General features: G+C 58.9%; 9 protein-coding genes and 2 pseudogenes. 6 read left to right on the top strand and 5 right to left on the bottom strand.

The genetic code is table 11. The annotated features are described in order from the left end of the window. Positions 1-32: 32 nt before the first annotated feature. Positions 33-5,243 (bottom strand): Ulp1 family isopeptidase, encoded by a 5,211-nt coding sequence (locus Amn_RS06440; protein WP_502874766.1) that lies wholly within the window; start codon positions 5,241-5,243, stop codon positions 33-35. Between the two features lie 409 nt (positions 5,244-5,652). On the opposite strand from Amn_RS06440, the pseudogene Amn_RS06430 reads away from it, so the two are divergent. From Amn_RS06430 to Amn_RS06410, 5 genes and pseudogenes are all read left to right on the top strand, one after another. After that, a pseudogene (locus Amn_RS06430) lies at positions 5,653-6,277 on the top strand (IS6 family transposase); the annotation flags it as partial. A gap of 172 nt (positions 6,278-6,449) precedes the next feature. Further along, positions 6,450-6,860 (top strand): IS1096 element passenger TnpR family protein, encoded by a 411-nt coding sequence (locus Amn_RS06425; RefSeq protein ID WP_202323984.1) that lies wholly within the window; start codon positions 6,450-6,452, stop codon positions 6,858-6,860. A gap of 90 nt (positions 6,861-6,950) precedes the next feature. Continuing rightward, positions 6,951-7,580: pseudogene (locus Amn_RS06420) on the top strand (transketolase family protein); the annotation flags it as partial. A gap of 848 nt (positions 7,581-8,428) precedes the next feature. Continuing rightward, entirely contained in the window at positions 8,429-9,853 is a 1,425-nt protein-coding gene (gene dgt, locus Amn_RS06415; protein ID WP_202323985.1) for a dGTP triphosphohydrolase, read from the top strand. Next, positions 9,850-10,686 (top strand): hypothetical protein, encoded by an 837-nt coding sequence (locus Amn_RS06410; RefSeq protein ID WP_202323986.1) that lies wholly within the window; start codon positions 9,850-9,852, stop codon positions 10,684-10,686. Before dgt ends, Amn_RS06410 begins: the two co-directional genes overlap by 4 nt. A 173-nt stretch (positions 10,687-10,859) precedes the next feature. Here the strand turns inward: Amn_RS06410 and Amn_RS06405 are convergent, their stop codons facing one another. Genes Amn_RS06405 through Amn_RS06390 form a run of 4 tightly spaced genes read right to left on the bottom strand, consistent with a single transcriptional unit; the run spans position 10,860 to position 14,638 of the window. Continuing rightward, positions 10,860-11,474 carry a PIN domain-containing protein gene (locus Amn_RS06405; RefSeq protein WP_202323987.1) on the bottom strand — a complete coding sequence of 205 codons (615 nt, stop codon included), beginning with the start codon at positions 11,472-11,474 and terminating at the stop codon, positions 10,860-10,862. Next, entirely contained in the window at positions 11,449-12,633 is a 1,185-nt protein-coding gene (locus Amn_RS06400; RefSeq protein ID WP_202323988.1) for a helix-turn-helix domain-containing protein, read from the bottom strand. The genes Amn_RS06405 and Amn_RS06400 overlap by 26 nt, the downstream gene beginning before the upstream one ends. Before the next feature lie 5 nt (positions 12,634-12,638). Continuing rightward, positions 12,639-14,015, bottom strand: a complete 1,377-nt coding sequence (locus Amn_RS06395) for a 7-cyano-7-deazaguanine synthase (protein ID WP_202323989.1) — start codon at positions 14,013-14,015, stop codon at positions 12,639-12,641. Then, the gene (locus tag Amn_RS06390) at positions 14,012-14,638 is read right to left on the bottom strand and encodes a hypothetical protein (protein WP_244749621.1); all 627 of its coding nucleotides are present in this window, start codon (positions 14,636-14,638) and stop codon (positions 14,012-14,014) included. Before Amn_RS06390 ends, Amn_RS06395 begins: the two co-directional genes overlap by 4 nt. Positions 14,639-15,066: 428 nt before the next feature. On the opposite strand from Amn_RS06390, the gene Amn_RS06385 reads away from it, so the two are divergent. After that, on the top strand, positions 15,067-15,783 hold the full coding sequence (locus tag Amn_RS06385; RefSeq protein ID WP_202323990.1) for an antitoxin Xre/MbcA/ParS-like domain-containing protein: 717 nt from the start codon (positions 15,067-15,069) through the stop codon (positions 15,781-15,783). The last annotated feature ends 2 nt before the right edge of the window (positions 15,784-15,785 follow it).

Here is a 15,785-nt window from a genome sequence, read left to right as displayed (position 1 = left end):
AGAGCTGTTCTGGTTCATCCCAGCCATCGAGCTCAACGTCCCGCGTCGGAGCGCTCTCTGCTTCTGGAGGAAGCCATTAGGTCCGCTCGGGCTTGATCGGAGGCTTGGCCGATGGACGTTGTGTTTGCTTCGCTCGGCTGCCGCCCGATGGCGAGGCTTTGCGAATTGTCAGTCCTCTGCCTTTTCGCCGGTCTCAACGGCGCTGTGTAACGTTCAGTGTTGATGACGACGCCCCCGCTGTTCACGCGGTTGCTCCTGTCCAGTGTACTCGTCAGCTTGTCCTCGGCCTCGCGCGTCTTGCCCAAGTGCCGTTCCAACGGCGCTGGCGCGACCTGTCTGGCTTGCTGCTCTTGCAAGGCGGCGTGTTGCACCTGCGACCCGGGTGCTGCCAAAGCTTCGGCAGGGCTTGCGGCAAGCTCGTGCGGCAAGCGCCCCTCTCTCAGTCGGTTTTGCAGCGCCTGCCGATCGGCGACGAGGTAGTTGAGGTGCAGCGGCAGCTGCTGGTCTGGCCGCTCTTCGTTCGCCAATCGACGAACCAGCTCGCGCGTGCCGTCCACCACGAAGACGCCGCAGTCAACAGCGTTTTTCTGCTGCGCCATGTCGGGTGTTACCAGGGTCGCGTCCAGTCTTGTAGCGAGCTTTCGTGCAGGCGCGTCGTTGTATCGCTGTTCATTTTGCTGGATGGAGTCGTAGTGATAGGCGACCGCTCTTTCCGGATCGCGGCGATCTACGAGGAGCAGCGACCAATGGGTGCCGCGGTCAATACCCACCCCATCGTTCACTGGCACGAACAGGAAGTCGGATGGGCCGGCGTTTCGATTATAAATCGACTGCAATGTGCCTCGCGCGTCTTGCTGCTCCATGTGGCGCAGCAGATGGGAGACCGACGGATCGACCAGCCGCGTCCGGGCGGCGAGCGCTGGATCGGCCTGCTGCAGCTGCTGCTCGAGGAATTCGTAATCCCTCTGGATATGTTCGTCGCCCAGCAGTTGGGTGGCCCCGAGCACCGCCCCCCGGGGGAGATTGGACGAGCCTGACGGAAGGGCTTCGATGTGTGCATCGGAGGAGGTGGTCAGATCGACCAACGGAACCCCGAGATGGGTGTCTGAGAGCCTGGCGGTCGCTGGCAAGGCGGGTCCCGGAGCCCTTGCCGGTACTGCTGCCGCTCCAGCTTCCCTTATCGCTCCGCGATGGAGGAGCCAAACGTCGTTGCCCTCCTCTGGCCTCCGGGCGGTGTAGCCGTGGCCTTTAATCTCGTAGTTCCATTCCGGCTTGTCCGCGTCCGGCAAGAGGCCATAATGGTACAAGGAAGAGAGCATGGCCTCTGGGACGCGTTGAGTCCCATGGGAGAAGCCTTTGGGCACGGCGAACGAAACATTTATGGAGTCCTCGATCGCAGCCGGGGGCGCCTCGGACCTTGCTGAGGGCGCGGCCCCCGCATGCAGCCTTCCGATGTGTTCGGACCCTGTCCCTTGAACCGGTACCCCTTGCAATGGCAATTCACCCAATTGCCGCATGGGGGGCTGCATCGGCATGCGGCCGCCTGAATTGCCGATTTCGCTCGGCTGCTGCTGAATGGCGGCGGCTTGCGGCGTATTCAGGGCCCTCTGCCTCTCCGCCGGCCGCAACGGCGCCGTCGAATGTTCATTGTTGATGATGAACCGCTCGGGTGGCAGGAGGTTGCCCTGGTCACGCGCATCCGGCCAAGGCCGGATCTGCTGTTGGCTGGCAGCCAAGACTGGCGGGGCGGCGGCCTCAACTCCGGCGTGCCCAGAGCCGGCCGCTGCCAAAGCGTCCGCCACGATCCTGTCTGACGCAGGCTTCGCATCGCGAACCCGTTCAAGCGCCCAGCGGAGATAATGGTTGCCTGGAAACAACACCTCGGCGAATTCGATCCGCGAATCATGATCCAGCCCAGAGATCGTCCGGCCCCGCCTGTCAAGCGCCTCAGAAAATCTGCGAAGACTATGACCATAGACAACACGGGTGCTTGGGGCCAAGCTGCTGTCACTGGTCACTTGTTCCAAGACATGCGCATCTGCCTTTGAAGGCACCGTCACTGGCCACCGGCCAGTCGCTGAATAGCCCGGCTCATGATACGCACGCAGGACGTTCAACGCCGGCCTTATATCCCTTATGTCAGTGTCTTTCGGAAAGAAGGTATTGAGGTGATCGACCAGGGATTGGTGATTTTTTAGATCAGTCGCTTGGCCACGAGCACCGAGATCATTCGCCAATCGGCGAAGCGCATTCGAGTATATTCGGAGCGTCGGCGCGCTATGGTGTTGCTGAGCCTCAGCATGGGCGATCGCCTTATCAATCACGTCCCGGTGTTCGTCGGACAAGTGGGGATAGCGGTTAGCCGGGGCACCAACAGTCGCTGAATAGCCCGGCTCATGATAGGCACGCAGGACGTTCAACGCCCTCTTCATATCATCGTTTTTCGGAAAGAAAGCATCGAGGTGATCGACCAGGGATTGGTGATTTTTTAGATCAGTCGCTTGGCCACGAGCGCCGAGATCATTTGCCAATCGGCGAAGTGCATACCTGTATTTTAGGACCGTGCTCTCGCTATATTTTTGCTGAGCCGCAGCGTGGGCGATCGCCTTATCGATAAGGTCGCGGTGTTCGTCGGACAAATGGCGATAGCCGGTGGCACGGGCGCCACTCGCGACAGGTTCGGCTCGGCGCGGCTCGGCCACGTGCTGCTCAAAACCCGCTTGCCGCGCTTGGCCAGCATCCGGCAAGGGGCCAGGGCGGTCCAAGAAAGAGAGCATCGCGTCTGGGACGCGTTGAGTCCCATGGGAGAAGCCTTTGGGGACGGCGAATGAGACGTTTATGGAGTTCTCGATGGCAGCGGGGGGTGCCTCGGGCCTTGCTGAGGGCGCGGCCCCCGCATGCAGCCTTCCGATGTGTTCGGACCCTGTCCCTTGAACCGGTACCCCTTCCAATGGCAATTCACCCAACTGCTGCGTGGGGGGCTGCATCGGCACGCGGCCGCCTGAATTGCCGATTTCGCTCAGCGGCTGCTGAATGGCGGCGGCTTGCGGCGTATTCAGGGCCCTCTGCCTCTCCGCTGGCCGCAACAGCGCTGTGTCATGTTCATTGTTGATGATCACCCGCTCGGGTGGCAGGTGGTTGCCTTGGTCAAACGCATCCGGCCAGGGCCGGATCTGCTGTTGGCTGGCAGCCAAGACTGGCGGGGCGGCGGCCTCAACTCCGGCGTGCCCAGAGCTTGCGAAAGCGTCCGACACGCTTCTGTTAGGATCCTCCGGTCCAGCGGGCATCCCTGGGTTGCCGAACAAAGACGAGGCGGCTTGATCACCCTGCCGCTGCTGAAGCACTTCGCGGAACCCCTGTTCCAGTCGCAGAAGCTCCTCTGGATTGGTTGTCGGCTTGTCAGCTCGATTATCGAACAGCGGCCGCAAGGCCTCGGGAACCTCCGCATTGTGAACCCGCTGCAGCGCGAAGCGGAGTTTCTTGTTGCCTGGAAACAACGCCTCGGCGAGTTCGGTCCGCGAATTGTGATCCAGCCCAGAGATCGTCTGGCCCCGATTCTCGAGCTCCTCAGAAAATCTGCGAAGAAGACGACCATAGACGACACGGGTGCTTAAGGCCAACCCGCTGTCACTGCTTAATTTTTCCAGGATACGCGCATCTGCCTTTGACGGCACCGCCGCTGGCCACCAGCCAGTCGCTGCATTGCCCGGATCATGATACGCACGTAGGACGTTCAACGCCGTTTTAATGTTCTGGTCATTCGGAAAGAAAGTATCGAGGTGATCGACCAGGGATTGGTGATTTTTTAGATCAGTCGCTTGGCCACGAGCGCCGAGATCATTCGCCAATCGGCGAAGCGCATTCGAGTATATTCGCAGCGTGTCCGCGCTCTGGTTTTGCTGAGCCGCAGCGCGGTCGATCGCCTTGTCAATAACGTCCCGGTGTTCGGCGGACAGATGGGGATAGCTGGCAGCAGGGCCGCCAGCAGTCGCTGAATAGCCCGGCTCATGATACGCACGCAGGGCCTTCAAAGCGCTCTTCATATCAACGTCTTTCGGAAAGAAAGCACCGACGTGATCGACCAGGGATTTGTGATTTCTTAGATCGATTGCTTGGCCACGAGCGCTGAGATCATTCGCCAACCGGCTAAGTGCAAACGTGTATTTTCGGGCCGTGGTCTCGCTATATTTTTCCTGGGAGTGGGCGATCGCTCTATCAATAAGGTCCCGGTGTTCGTCGGACAGATGGTGATAGCGGGAAGCACGGGCGCCACTCGCAACCGGGTCGGCTCGGCGCGGCTCGGCCACGTGCTGCTCAAAGCCCGCTTGCCGCGCTTGGCCAGCATCCGGCAAGGGGCCAGGGCGGTCCAAGAAAGGGAGCATCGCGTCTGGGACGCGTTGAGTCCCATGGGAAAAGTCTTTGGGGACGGCGAACGAAACGTTTATGGAGTCCTCGATCGCAGCCGGGGGCGCCTCGGACCTTGCTGAGGGCGCGGCCACCGCATGCAGCCTTCCGATGTGTTCGGACCCTGTCCCTTGAACCGGTACCCCTTGCAATGGCAATTCACCCAACTGCTGCGTGGGGGGCTGTATCGGCACGCGGCCGCCTGAATTGCCGATTTCGCTCAGCTGCTGCTGAATGGCGACGGCTTGCGGCCTATCCACGGCCCTCTGCCTCTTCGCTGGCCGCAACGGCGCCGTCGAATGTTCATTGTTGATGATGCCCCCCTGGGGTGGCAGGTGGTTGCCCTGGTCAAGCGCATCCGGCGAGGGCCGGATCTGCTGTTGGCTGGCAGCCAAGACTGGCGGGGCGGCGGCCTCAACTCCGGCGTGCCCAGAGCCGGCCGCTGCGAAAGCGTCCGTCACGATGCTGTTGTGGTCACCCGGTCCAGCGGGCATCCCTGGGTCGCTGAAAAAAGACGAGACGGCTTGATCATCCTGCCGTCGCTGAAGCACTTCGCGGAACCCCTGTTCCAGTCGCAGAAGCTCCTCTGGATTGGCTGGCGGCTCGTCAGCTCGATCATCGAACAGCGGCCGGAGCGCCTCGGCCACTTGATCATCCTGCCGTCGCTGAAGCACTTCGCGGAACCCCTGTTCCAGTCGCAGAAGCTCCTCTGGATTGGTTGGCGACTCGTCAGCTTGATCGAACAGCCTCCGGGCCTCGGCAAGGTGCTGCTCAAAGCCCACTTGCCGGGCCTGGACCGCTTGCCCCTCTTCCAAGCCGGCGTCCTGCACCTGCGGCAAAGCTGTTACACGGGATGTAATTTTTCGCTGGTCCACACTAGCCTCGCATCAAACTGTATCGTCAAAGTCCTGCGCCAATCCGCGCAGCGGCTCATCGAGTCGAGATTCTGCGGAGAATCCCTCCTCTGCTTCCGTCAAGGGTGCCGGCTCCGGGAGGGCGCCTGTCTGCCTTGCGACTCTTCCGTGTCATATGTGGCATGTCGAGTCGATCCGGAGGATTTGGAGATGCAAATTCCCATAGCCGTTCACCTGTAGTGGAGTTTCTGATCGCCAAGGGACGGGATACGCGAGACGGGCGCTTAACCTTCAGTGTCATCTGGATGACCCATGCTAGGCGGGTTGGCTTACGACAAGCTGACGGGCACCGTAACGTTAACCGGGCATCGATCAAAATGTGGGATCTGGCGGCATGACCAGATTTTCCCGTGATTATCGTCGCCACCGATTTCCGGCGCAGGTGATTGCCCGTGCCGTTTGGCTCTATTTCCGGTTTCCGCTCAGCCTGCGGATGGTCGAGGATATGCCGGCAGCTCGTGGCGTCATCGTCTCTCGCCAGAGACCGTGCGACTTTGGGCTGAAAAATTTGGCAGACACTTTGCCAAATGATATCCGGAAGTGATCGGCCGGCAAGCTCGGCGACACATGGCATCTCGATGAAGTTGCCATCACCATCGGTGGAAAGAAACACTGGCTTTGGCGCGCCGTTGATCAGGACGGGTTTGTTCTCGACGTGTCGGTGCAAAGCCGTCGCAATGTCAAGGCGGCAAAGCGCTTGATACGAAAGCTTCTGAAGGCCAAGGCCGTTCGCCGCGTGTGATGATCACCGACAAGCTTCGATCCTACGGTGCGGCGAAGCGGGAGATCATGCCAAGCGTCGAGCATCGCTCGCACAGGGCCCGAACAATCGGGCGGAGAACTCTCATCAACCCGGCCCGCGGCGGGAGAGGATCATGAAGCGCTTCAAGTCAGCGCGACATCTTCAGCCTTTCGTTTCCGTACACGACCCGATCGCCAACTTGTTTAACGTTCCCCGCCACGATTGTCGCTTTTACTTCCCGATTTCAAACGTCGAAATGTCATGTGTTGTTTAGGTTTAGACGCTACGAAGGGCACGATTCTTCGCTAACGATTTCACTGCTGCTCAATTTTGCCAAACCTATTGCACAACCGAAAACCGGCTACCGCCGCGTCATACTCCGATGAAGCATGGTTGGCCGCACGCAACTGCGTAACGGCAGCCGGTTCCTGTACGAGTACGACCTCAACTTCCCTTGGGAGCACGAGGTCCGGCTAGAGCAGCGCCGGCCTGTCAAACCCGGAGCTCACTATCCGGCGTGTACGGGCGGCGACGGCAACTGTCCGCCTGAGGATTGTGGTGGACCGGAAGCCTGGATGTGGCAGAGGGACGAGGCGCTCGGGCCTGACCTCCATGAGGATCTCGCCACAGCATTGCAATTCATCACGGAAATCGGCGACACCCGGTCCCTTGCGGTCCTCGATGATCCGGACCGCGCTTGGGAATTACAGGAATTGCTGTTTCGGATCAAAGGCCGAGCTACACTTGTATGGGGCGATGATTGTCAAGCCAGCTCCTACTTCATTTCGACCATCTCCTAGTTCGGCCGATTGGCGACCATCTCCTCGTCCCGACCTATTTCGCTCTGGCTGCCGCGCGCAGTGACGGTCAAGGCTGGGGCCGCAGGCCCGATCGCGCAGCTACCGGGATTGACCACCGGCTACGGCCCCAGCCACCAGGCGACGGAAGACATCGCGATTTTCCGCGGCATGCCGAACCTGACGATCATCGATCCATGCGACGCGCTCGACATCGAACAGGCCACGGAGGCGATCGCGGACTACAAGGGGCCGGTCTACATGCGGCTGTTGCGGGGCAAGGTCCCCGTCGTGCTCGACGAATATGATTACACATTCCAGATCGGCAAGGCGCGGCTGCTGCGCGACGGTGCGGATGTGCTGTTCATTTCCAGCGGGCTGATGACCATGCGCGTGCTGGAGGCCGCGAAGGCGCTTGAAGCGAACCGCATCGACTGCGCGGTGCTGCACGTGCCGACCATCAAGCCGCTCGATACGGACGCAATCCTTGCCGCCGCGCGCCGGGCTGGACGGATGGTGGTCGTTGCGGAGAACCACACGATGATCGGCGGGTTGGGCGAAGGTGTCGCTGGCCTGCTGATGCGCGAGGGCGTGACCCCTGTCTTCCGCCAGATCGCACTGCCCGACGAATTTCTCGACGCCGGCGCGCTACCGACACTTCACGACCGCTACGGGATCTCAACATCAGAGATCGTGCACCGCGTACGCAAGTGGGTGAAATAGATACGAGGTCCTGACGCGTAACCAGGCTTGGGGTCTGACCCTATGGTGCCAATGTGCCCCTGAAACGCGGTTTCTAGCGTGAAGGCGATCCGCGGCATGGTCAGCGCCGGGAATGCTCCCTGACGCGTCGCTCCTGCGACGCTTTCTCCGGCAAGCGATCGCGCGTCAGCCAGGCGAGCATGGCTCGTGAAGCAACGCTCCCCTCGCGCATCCCGGTCTTGTACTCCCTTCGCATGTTCTTGGCGAGCTCGACCAATCGCAAGACAGCACGCTATGGACGGGGCCGCCCCCGCTGTAGTTCGGCGATGACAGATCGACCAAAACGTCGAGCGCGCAGGGCAGCCGAGGCAGCACTGAAGTTCCACACTGCCCTTTATACGACTTTCTAAGCACATAACGCGAACATCGAGCCCGAAAGCACCGTCTTTGCTCTCTGCCCCAGAAGTCATTCGCGTATCGAAGGATCAGTATTGCGGCACTGTCGGGCCATGTGGAAGTCGGCTTTCGGCTCAGCAGCAAGAAGCCGCCATTCGTCTGACGACCCTATCGGAGTCATCACCCATTTGCGATTCCCCACCAGACTTTCGATGCCAGAACATGACAGGCCACATCGCGGAAGAAGTCGACTAATGGGCTAAGCGCGGCGGGTACCGTTGACCCTACGATTATTCTGATTTAGAACAAATAAAGAACATCACTGATAGGACTTGACGCGCCAATTGGCTGGAGAGCCAATGATGGTTTGTGCTTGATCATTGTTAGCGTGGTTTTTCCAGCAACAAGGTTCTGCCAATTGACGAATCGTAGCACCGAGCCGATACCGGAGCGAAGACGGGGGGCGACGGACATTGGCTGACCTAAATTGGGAAAAGTTGCTCAATGCGCAACGGCGCAAGGATAAGGCCAAGGGCAAGGCCGCCGAGCGCTCCGCCAAAACCGCCGAACACCGGACCGAGCTGGAGCGCGATCATGACCGCATTCTGTTCTCGACACCTGTTCGACGCATGCAGGACAAAACGCAGGTTTTTCCACTGGACCCCCATGACAGCGTGCGGACGCGCCTGACCCATAGCCATGAAGTAGCTAACATGGCACGCAGCTTCGGTACCGCGCTGGTCCACGTCTATCCCGACAAGTTGAATTTGCCCGAAGCCGTAAATGCCGGGCGTAATGTCCCTGCCCTGCTAGAAGCGATCGGGCTGGCCCACGACCTGGGCAATCCGCCCTTTGGTCACCAAGGTGAGGATGCGATCCAATCTTGGGTGAAGTCCAAGGGACCAGAGATCTTTGAAGGGCTGGATGGTGCCGCATTGCGCGAAGATTTCCTTCGGTTCGAAGGAAACGCTCAAGCATTCAGGCTGCTAACCCGGCTGCAGATCGTCAACGATGACTTCGGACTCAACATGAGCTACGCGTTCCTCGCGGCTCTAATGAAATACCCCAGTCCTTCAGATAAGGTGAACAAGTCGGTGCTGGCTCGCAAGAAGTTCAACTTCTTCCAGTCAGAAGCCAACATCGCCAGGGAAGTCTGGGCTGAAACCGGGCTTGCTGAAGGTATTCGGCACCCGCTTACCTTCGTCATGGAAGCCTGTGACGACATCGCCTACTCCGTCGTCGATGTTGAAGATGCCGCGAAGAAGGGGCTCATCAATTTCGACCGTCTCGTCGGCTACCTGACGCACAAGGCAGAGGAGGACGAGGCCGTTCTCAAGGTAGTCGAGAAGGCCAAGGAGCAGCACCAAGAATTCCGTGAGAAATCCCTGTCGGCGGCAGAGCTTGACGACATCACAATGCAGATGTTTCGGGTCAACGCGATTGGTGTGATGATCGTCGCAGCGACAGATGCGTTCGTGACAAACCTGGACGCAATTATGGCCGGCACGTTCGACAAGGAACTGATGGCAGTGTCCAAAGCGGCACGCCTATGGCGTTTGCTCAAGGAATTCGCCGGCAAGCACATCTACCCGCACCGCCAGGTGCTTGAGGTTGAACTGACGGGCCATCAGACGATTCACGGACTCATGGACATCTTCTGGGCAGCCATCACCAACCGGAAAGATCCGCTGGATATCGCCTCGAAGCGAACATCGCCCCTTCACAGCTATGTCTATTCCCGAATTTCGGAGAATTACCGCCGCGTCGCTGAGGCTTCGGACAACCGCATGCCTATCCGCTATCGTGAACTGCAGCTGATGACGGACATGGTGTCGGGCATGACGGACGGCTTCGCGATCTCGCTGCTGAAAGATCTGCGGGCACGGGGCGCGGCATGACCACATCGCAGCATATGCTGGACCACGGTCTCAGCTCGGACATTGCCGACTTCATCCGAGGGCCGCAAGGGCACGATATCGGCGATCTTATCGACCGTCTGAGTCCGGTCGGGGATTGTGCGATCTTCGGCGGCCTGCCACGCGATTTCGCCCGCGACGGCCGCAATTCCTTCAGGTCGGATGTCGATGTCGTGGTTGACGCCGTCCCTGGAGCATTGGCGGCGCTGCTCGGGCAATTGGGCGGTGAGCGTAATCGGTTCGGCGGGTATCGCTTGAAGTATGGCCGCTTCGACTTTGACGTCTGGGCCTTGCAGACGACATGGGCGGCCAGCAATGACTACGTCGCGGTCCACTCGCTGACTGACCTAGTCAAAACCACGTTCTTCGATTGTGATGCAGTCCTGTTCCACTGCCGCACGCTGGAGATCACCCGGTCCGAGCGATTCTGGGCGAGCATCGAGCATGGCATCGTCGATATCAATCTCGAGGCCAACCCCCACTACATCGGCACGCTTGCGCGCACCTTGCGCATCCTGTTCGATTGGCGGCAGCAGCTCACGCCTCGGCTTGCCAACTACCTGGCAGAGGGTATTGCGCGTAGCCGCAACGAGATCCTGGACTATGCCACGCATAACGGTCTTGGCCTAGCGTCTGGAGCGGACCTCGATGCCGCGATTTCGGCGCTCTACGAGCACGGTGTCGGAAAGACCCTCCTCGAGTGCAAGTCGGTATCGACCGCGCGTCTACCGACCCGGGCGTTGGCGAGCCACCCCGAGGGTCCGGTACGCAGGCGAGGACGGCCGGCTTTCGTGATTCCAGATACTAACCCTTGAAGTTGGTCTTGAAAGAAGTCGAACCACAACCCTGCAGTCACAGCCTCGGCTCCGGGCCGAAGAGCTTGAAGATTCGGCGTTTTCTCCGCGATGGTCGAAGACGATCTCTTGCTTCGCGATGCCCAACTGTCTGTCTGAGACCGCAAAGAGAGCAAACGGAAGCTGGGAAGCGATCAGGCCGGTGCTCGGCGCAGTGCCGCTGGCAAGCTCCGGCACTCGACAATCTGGTCACCAAGAAGGTCTGCAATCCAACCATGGTGTCGCTCCGGGATTGCCATCCGTGCATCCTTCAGGCCGCTTATCACGGCCTTTGCGAGACGTTCGTTTCCGAGCGCTAAAAGGACGCGATCAAGTCGCAAAAGGTCCACCGTGGCGAGCAGCTGGAGAGTTGGAAAGCGATGAGTGGCGATGCGAATTGCTTTGCGTTCATCAATGATTGCCAATCCCTGAGACGATACGGCGAGGGCCAATGTCGCCGCCTCACCGTCATCCAGAGTCGTCTCCGCGGTGCCACTGACCAGGCTTTCAAATATCGCCCCGCTCTTTTCGTCAAACTCAGCAAACTGCAGCAATTCATCCTGTACCAGCCGTTGAGCGAGGTCGGCGTCATTGCGCCCGCTAATCCGATCATGGATGAGCTCATCTCTCACGACCGTACTTGCACTCAGCTTGACATTCAGTGACCGAATGATCTCATGCGCAGCGCCAGTGGCATTGAGATTAATAATGACGCTGGTGTCAGCAACTAGGTTCGGTGGAAGATCACCGGAGAATTGAGGTCGCCGCATTGGCCCCACTTTCCTCGGCATCAATATCACTTAGCAAAACGCGCACCTGGATCCGGTCGATATGAAGGAGCCGTGCAATTTGCCCCTCACTAAGGAGCCCCCGCTTTGCCGCCTCATATGCCATCAGGCCTGTCTTCAGCGACACTGGTCTGGCCGCGTCGTCTTTCAGGCTATCACTCCTCGAAACGTCACCTAACACTTGCTGTGCTTGCTCATCCGTAATGTTTCCGTTCTGAACGAACCAATCCCAAGTTCCTCTTTTCGTAAGTTGGAGCTCTTCAAGGCGCCGGACAAGCGCTTCGCGCGAAACATGGAAATAGTGGGCAAGAACGATCACGTGCCGGCGAGTGAGGCTCGTAGCACCCGCCGTAACTTCAGCAAATTTCTGCCGAACAGCCTGCGCCGGCGTCAAGAAGCTCCTTGCGAAGGCATTGGCATATTTTTCCTCGCGCGAACTCTCCAGTTCGTCGATCTCATAGACCTCTGCGTCTCCGCGCGTAGCTACTAAATGACCAAGCTCATGTGCGGCCGTCTGAGTGCGCCGATCGATTGGATGGTTCGCATTTAAAAGTATGCAGGCACCCACCTTTTCATCATAGGCGAACAAGCCGGAGATTTTCGCCGCTAGGCGTCGAGCGTAAACACGGACACCCATCTGCAGCTCGAGCAGAGTGACTATATCTGCGATCGGCGCAAGCCCAAGACCGAGCCAATGGCGAAGTTCCAAAGCGTGTTGTTCTGCCTGTTGGCGAACGTCGCCAACAAGGATGCGTCTTTCAGGCGGCAGGTTGCGCGCATATTCGACACCGAGCAGAGCCTCAAGCTCAACCTCAGCCCTTACGAGTTGCGCCAAAAGGTCGGCGGCTTTCGCAACCGATGGCTCTTCGTTTTCGGTCAGCTTCCTAAATCTTGGCGTTAGCTCGACGTGGACCGCTTCCTTGCGGAGCAACGCGTTGGTGTTCGTGTCTAGGAACCCTGCCAGCCTCTGCAGCTCCCCGATCTTTGCGCGCCGCGTACCCTTTTCCATCGCAACTAGGGTAGTGCGTGCCACACCGATTGCCTCTGCAGCCTCTGCCTGGGTTTTGCCCGCACTTTCACGCGCGATCCGAATTCTCTCACCTACTTCCACTAGTGAGAGCTGATTATTGGCCTCACTCATCGCTGTCAGGCCAACCACCGAGCGACGAACGATTTGGGTCCGAGATCTTTCATGAATGCCTTCCATTCAAGTTCATGCCGTTCAAGCAGGCCCAAGAGCTGGCCTTCCGCATCCGCATGCGACATGTCCAGTACTTCGGACAATTGCCACGCGTGACGGCTCATGCGTTTCCGATAGGCGGGTGAAGAGCCCAAATCAGCCAAATGATCAAGGTGCAGTGCGCCGGCGATGGCATACTGCTCCATTGCCCCCGTTATTTTGTTAAAATCCTTGGCAGCTCCCCGAGCAAACTTGGGGACTGACAAGTCCTCCCAGATGTAATTCTCTTTTGGCTCGTCAACACCGGCCGCATGAAAGCTGAGCCTGCGAAGCATACAGGCAGCGCAGATGCCGCAGTGGCGCCACTTGTGATCTACGGAGGAATTACGGTTTTGCTGCCAGCACGATCGCGTCTCGATCCACTCCTTCGGCTCGATGGGAAGAGCCGCGAACTCGCGAAGCGTCTCGCCCTTCGTTTTCCACAAGTGCGGAAGCCGATAGGCGACACTGTAGTCAAAAAGCGCAGCGAACAAACGCTCCATCTTAGTGAGAAAGCGTGGGTGGTTTCTGTAGTCCTCGTAGCCATGACTGGTTTGTACCAGCGAAGGCCCGAGCGCGCCCTGACCGCTTTCCGGCATGACGATGTCATGAGTTCCGAGCAGATAGGCTGCGATCGCGCTCAAAAGAGTAAATTTGAAGCCGCGGCTCCGAGCGGAGGACTCGTTGAAGCCGTCTGGTCCAGGTTTGACCCTGAAGGGAATGTTCAGGAATGGAAGCTTTCGAGCGTCGCGACAGGGGCGATCATCTTTTTTCGAGCCCACCCTGATACGGATCAACCGATCCGGGCGCCCTCCTGCCGAAAGCAAAGCGCTCACCGCCCGCGAATCCAAACCATCGCTGAACGGCGTCACTATGCGCGTGGCATCACCAAATTCCAGACGACTCTGCTGACCGACGTCTTCCTCGGGCGCCCGCTGGCGCTGGTAGAAAGAGAGGCTCCACTCATCGCCAGTTAGAAATTTCAAAACGGAAACGAGCGCCGCGATGACCTCGGGTTCTTGCCAGCGAGCCAAATCATGGACAGGGACAGCTAAATCGAACTTCCGCATCCAGCCCCATGCCGAGCGCTTGCACGTCTTGTCGCAATATTCAACTGCAGCGCTCAGGACCAAAGTGTCGAAGATACGAGTGTCCCAATTCTTCGTACGGTAGTCGTCCAAATCCTTCATGTTGAAAATGATGAATTTGCCAATCTCGACCGGTTGCCAACTTTCCTTGGCTTTCCCGCCGGCCTCAATAACGGCAACCTTGAGTGCGGGGCATTCCCCTTGAAGAACCTTCATAGGGAAACCCCATCGTCAAGACCGTTGCGCGCGGCGGGAGTTCTCGTGATGGCGACCGTGCTGTCACCGAAAAGCGAACGAGCGATACGGGCGAACGAGCCGTTCTCGTTCATTCTAGCGCTGACTTCGCCCATGCGATTGCGGATAGTGCGGCTTGCGCCTGGCCCGCGCTCGACGAGGTAGTGCTCCTCAGTAGTTCGCGCGTTCGCATGCAGACGCTCGCTCAAGGCCGTGACAATCCCGTCCTGGACCGCATCACGTCCTTGCAAGCCTTGCTGGACGGCCATTTGGGTGCACTCGATCGCGTTTGCGGCCAGTGGATGCACCGTCGGATCATCGCGCAGCTCCTGCAGCTGACGCTGCAATTCATCCGGCTGCCTGCTGAAAAGATCGCCACCGTCAACAATGTCAATCAGCTGCCTGATCACACCGCGCACTTCCATATTGGCGTCCTGAACTAGCGCGGATTCGGTCGCTTCGCAGACCTCGGAGATAGAAAATGCCGGCTTGTACGCCCATTCAGCGACACGCCGATATTTAGGACGCAGTGGCAGGCTTTTATGCGGACCGTCACTCACTAGAATCTCCCCAATGTCAGAGATGTTGATATTTTTTTCTGACATTGTCAATGTGCGGCGATGTGTATTAATCAGCGATGACCGCTAGAGGTGGATTTGTCACGATACCCGCGCCACACATCACGCGGGTAAGCCGGCAGTCTCTCTGGAAGCTCGCCATGACCGACCAGACGCCCGCAACGAAAAGCTTTCGGCGCCCTATACTGTGCCGCGGACGCAAGCAGACCGGCCTCACGCAGGGCGCGCTGGGCAGCAAAATCGATCTGCGCCTGCCGCGCCGCAAGGGCAGTGAAAGGACATCGAGGACCTTTCTGATGTCTCGGAGTGCGCACCTAAACAACATAGCGCTCCTCCCATCCTTTCGCGAATGCAGAGCGGCTCTTGCGACAGCCAGAAGACAAGCCGCCTCCATACGATCTGGACAATTCGGACGATCCGGACTATGTCTATGTCATTTAGAAATGGAGGCCGCCATGGTCGCAACAGTTCGAAAATCTGGAACAGGCGTGCACGTTAATGTGAGTAGCGCGGCCGTCGCCGACATTCTTGACGTGTTAGCACGGCACAATCCAGGAATCTCCCGATCGGCGCTAAAGGGCAAGAGCAAAATGGTAGCTGCGGTCACTGCGGCAGCCGTCCGGCTTTCGGAGGAGAACCAGCGTCAGATTCTGGTCCATGAAAAGGATCTTGCCCAGGCAATGGAAACAGTGGTCGCGGATCTCGCTGGTCGAGGCGACAGCAGACTGATTAAGCTCGACATTGAAAGGCCTGTTGAGGTCAGCCACGGCGCGGGACTCGGCAACGTAGTAGATCTTGAGGAAGGTCGGCGAAGGGTCGCGGAATATGTAACAGCGGTTCGCCTTGAAGACTGGGCCGGGCCGGTTGCAGGGCCGAGCGATATTGAGAAGGCCTTTGGAACAAGAAGATCCACACTCCATGATTGGCAGAAACGGGGAGCCGTCATCGGCTTGCTGAAAGGTGAACGAAAGCATGTCTTTCCCTTGGCACAGTTTGTGGACGGCCGGCCGGTCAAGGGGATGTCTGAAGTCACCAGCATCATCCGTAATTCTCGCGCGGCCTGGCAATGGCTTATTCAGCCGAAGCCCAGCATCGGGGGCGCTCCCCTCGACCTTCTCAAGGCTGGACGGGTGAACGAGGTTGTTGCGGCCGCCGAACGTGACTTCAGCTGATC

The organism is Aminobacter sp. Y103A, assembly GCF_030294925.1.
Taxonomy (GTDB): Bacteria; Pseudomonadota; Alphaproteobacteria; order Rhizobiales; family Rhizobiaceae; genus Aminobacter; species Aminobacter ciceronei.
Note: the sequence above shows the minus strand (reverse complement) of the source record. Positions and strands in the feature narration are given on the sequence as shown.

Coding starts and splice junctions, on each gene's coding strand:
- Amn_RS06390 (WP_244749621.1), bottom strand. CDS start 14,638: ATGTCAGAAAAAAATATCAACATCTCTGACATTGGGGAGATTCTAGTG.
- Amn_RS06410 (WP_202323986.1), top strand. CDS start 9,850: ATGACCACATCGCAGCATATGCTGGACCACGGTCTCAGCTCGGACATT.
- Amn_RS06385 (WP_202323990.1), top strand. CDS start 15,067: ATGGTCGCAACAGTTCGAAAATCTGGAACAGGCGTGCACGTTAATGTG.
- Amn_RS06400 (WP_202323988.1), bottom strand. CDS start 12,633: ATGAGTGAGGCCAATAATCAGCTCTCACTAGTGGAAGTAGGTGAGAGA.
- Amn_RS06425 (WP_202323984.1), top strand. CDS start 6,450: ATGGTTGGCCGCACGCAACTGCGTAACGGCAGCCGGTTCCTGTACGAG.
- Amn_RS06405 (WP_202323987.1), bottom strand. CDS start 11,474: ATGCGGCGACCTCAATTCTCCGGTGATCTTCCACCGAACCTAGTTGCT.
- Amn_RS06395 (WP_202323989.1), bottom strand. CDS start 14,015: ATGAAGGTTCTTCAAGGGGAATGCCCCGCACTCAAGGTTGCCGTTATT.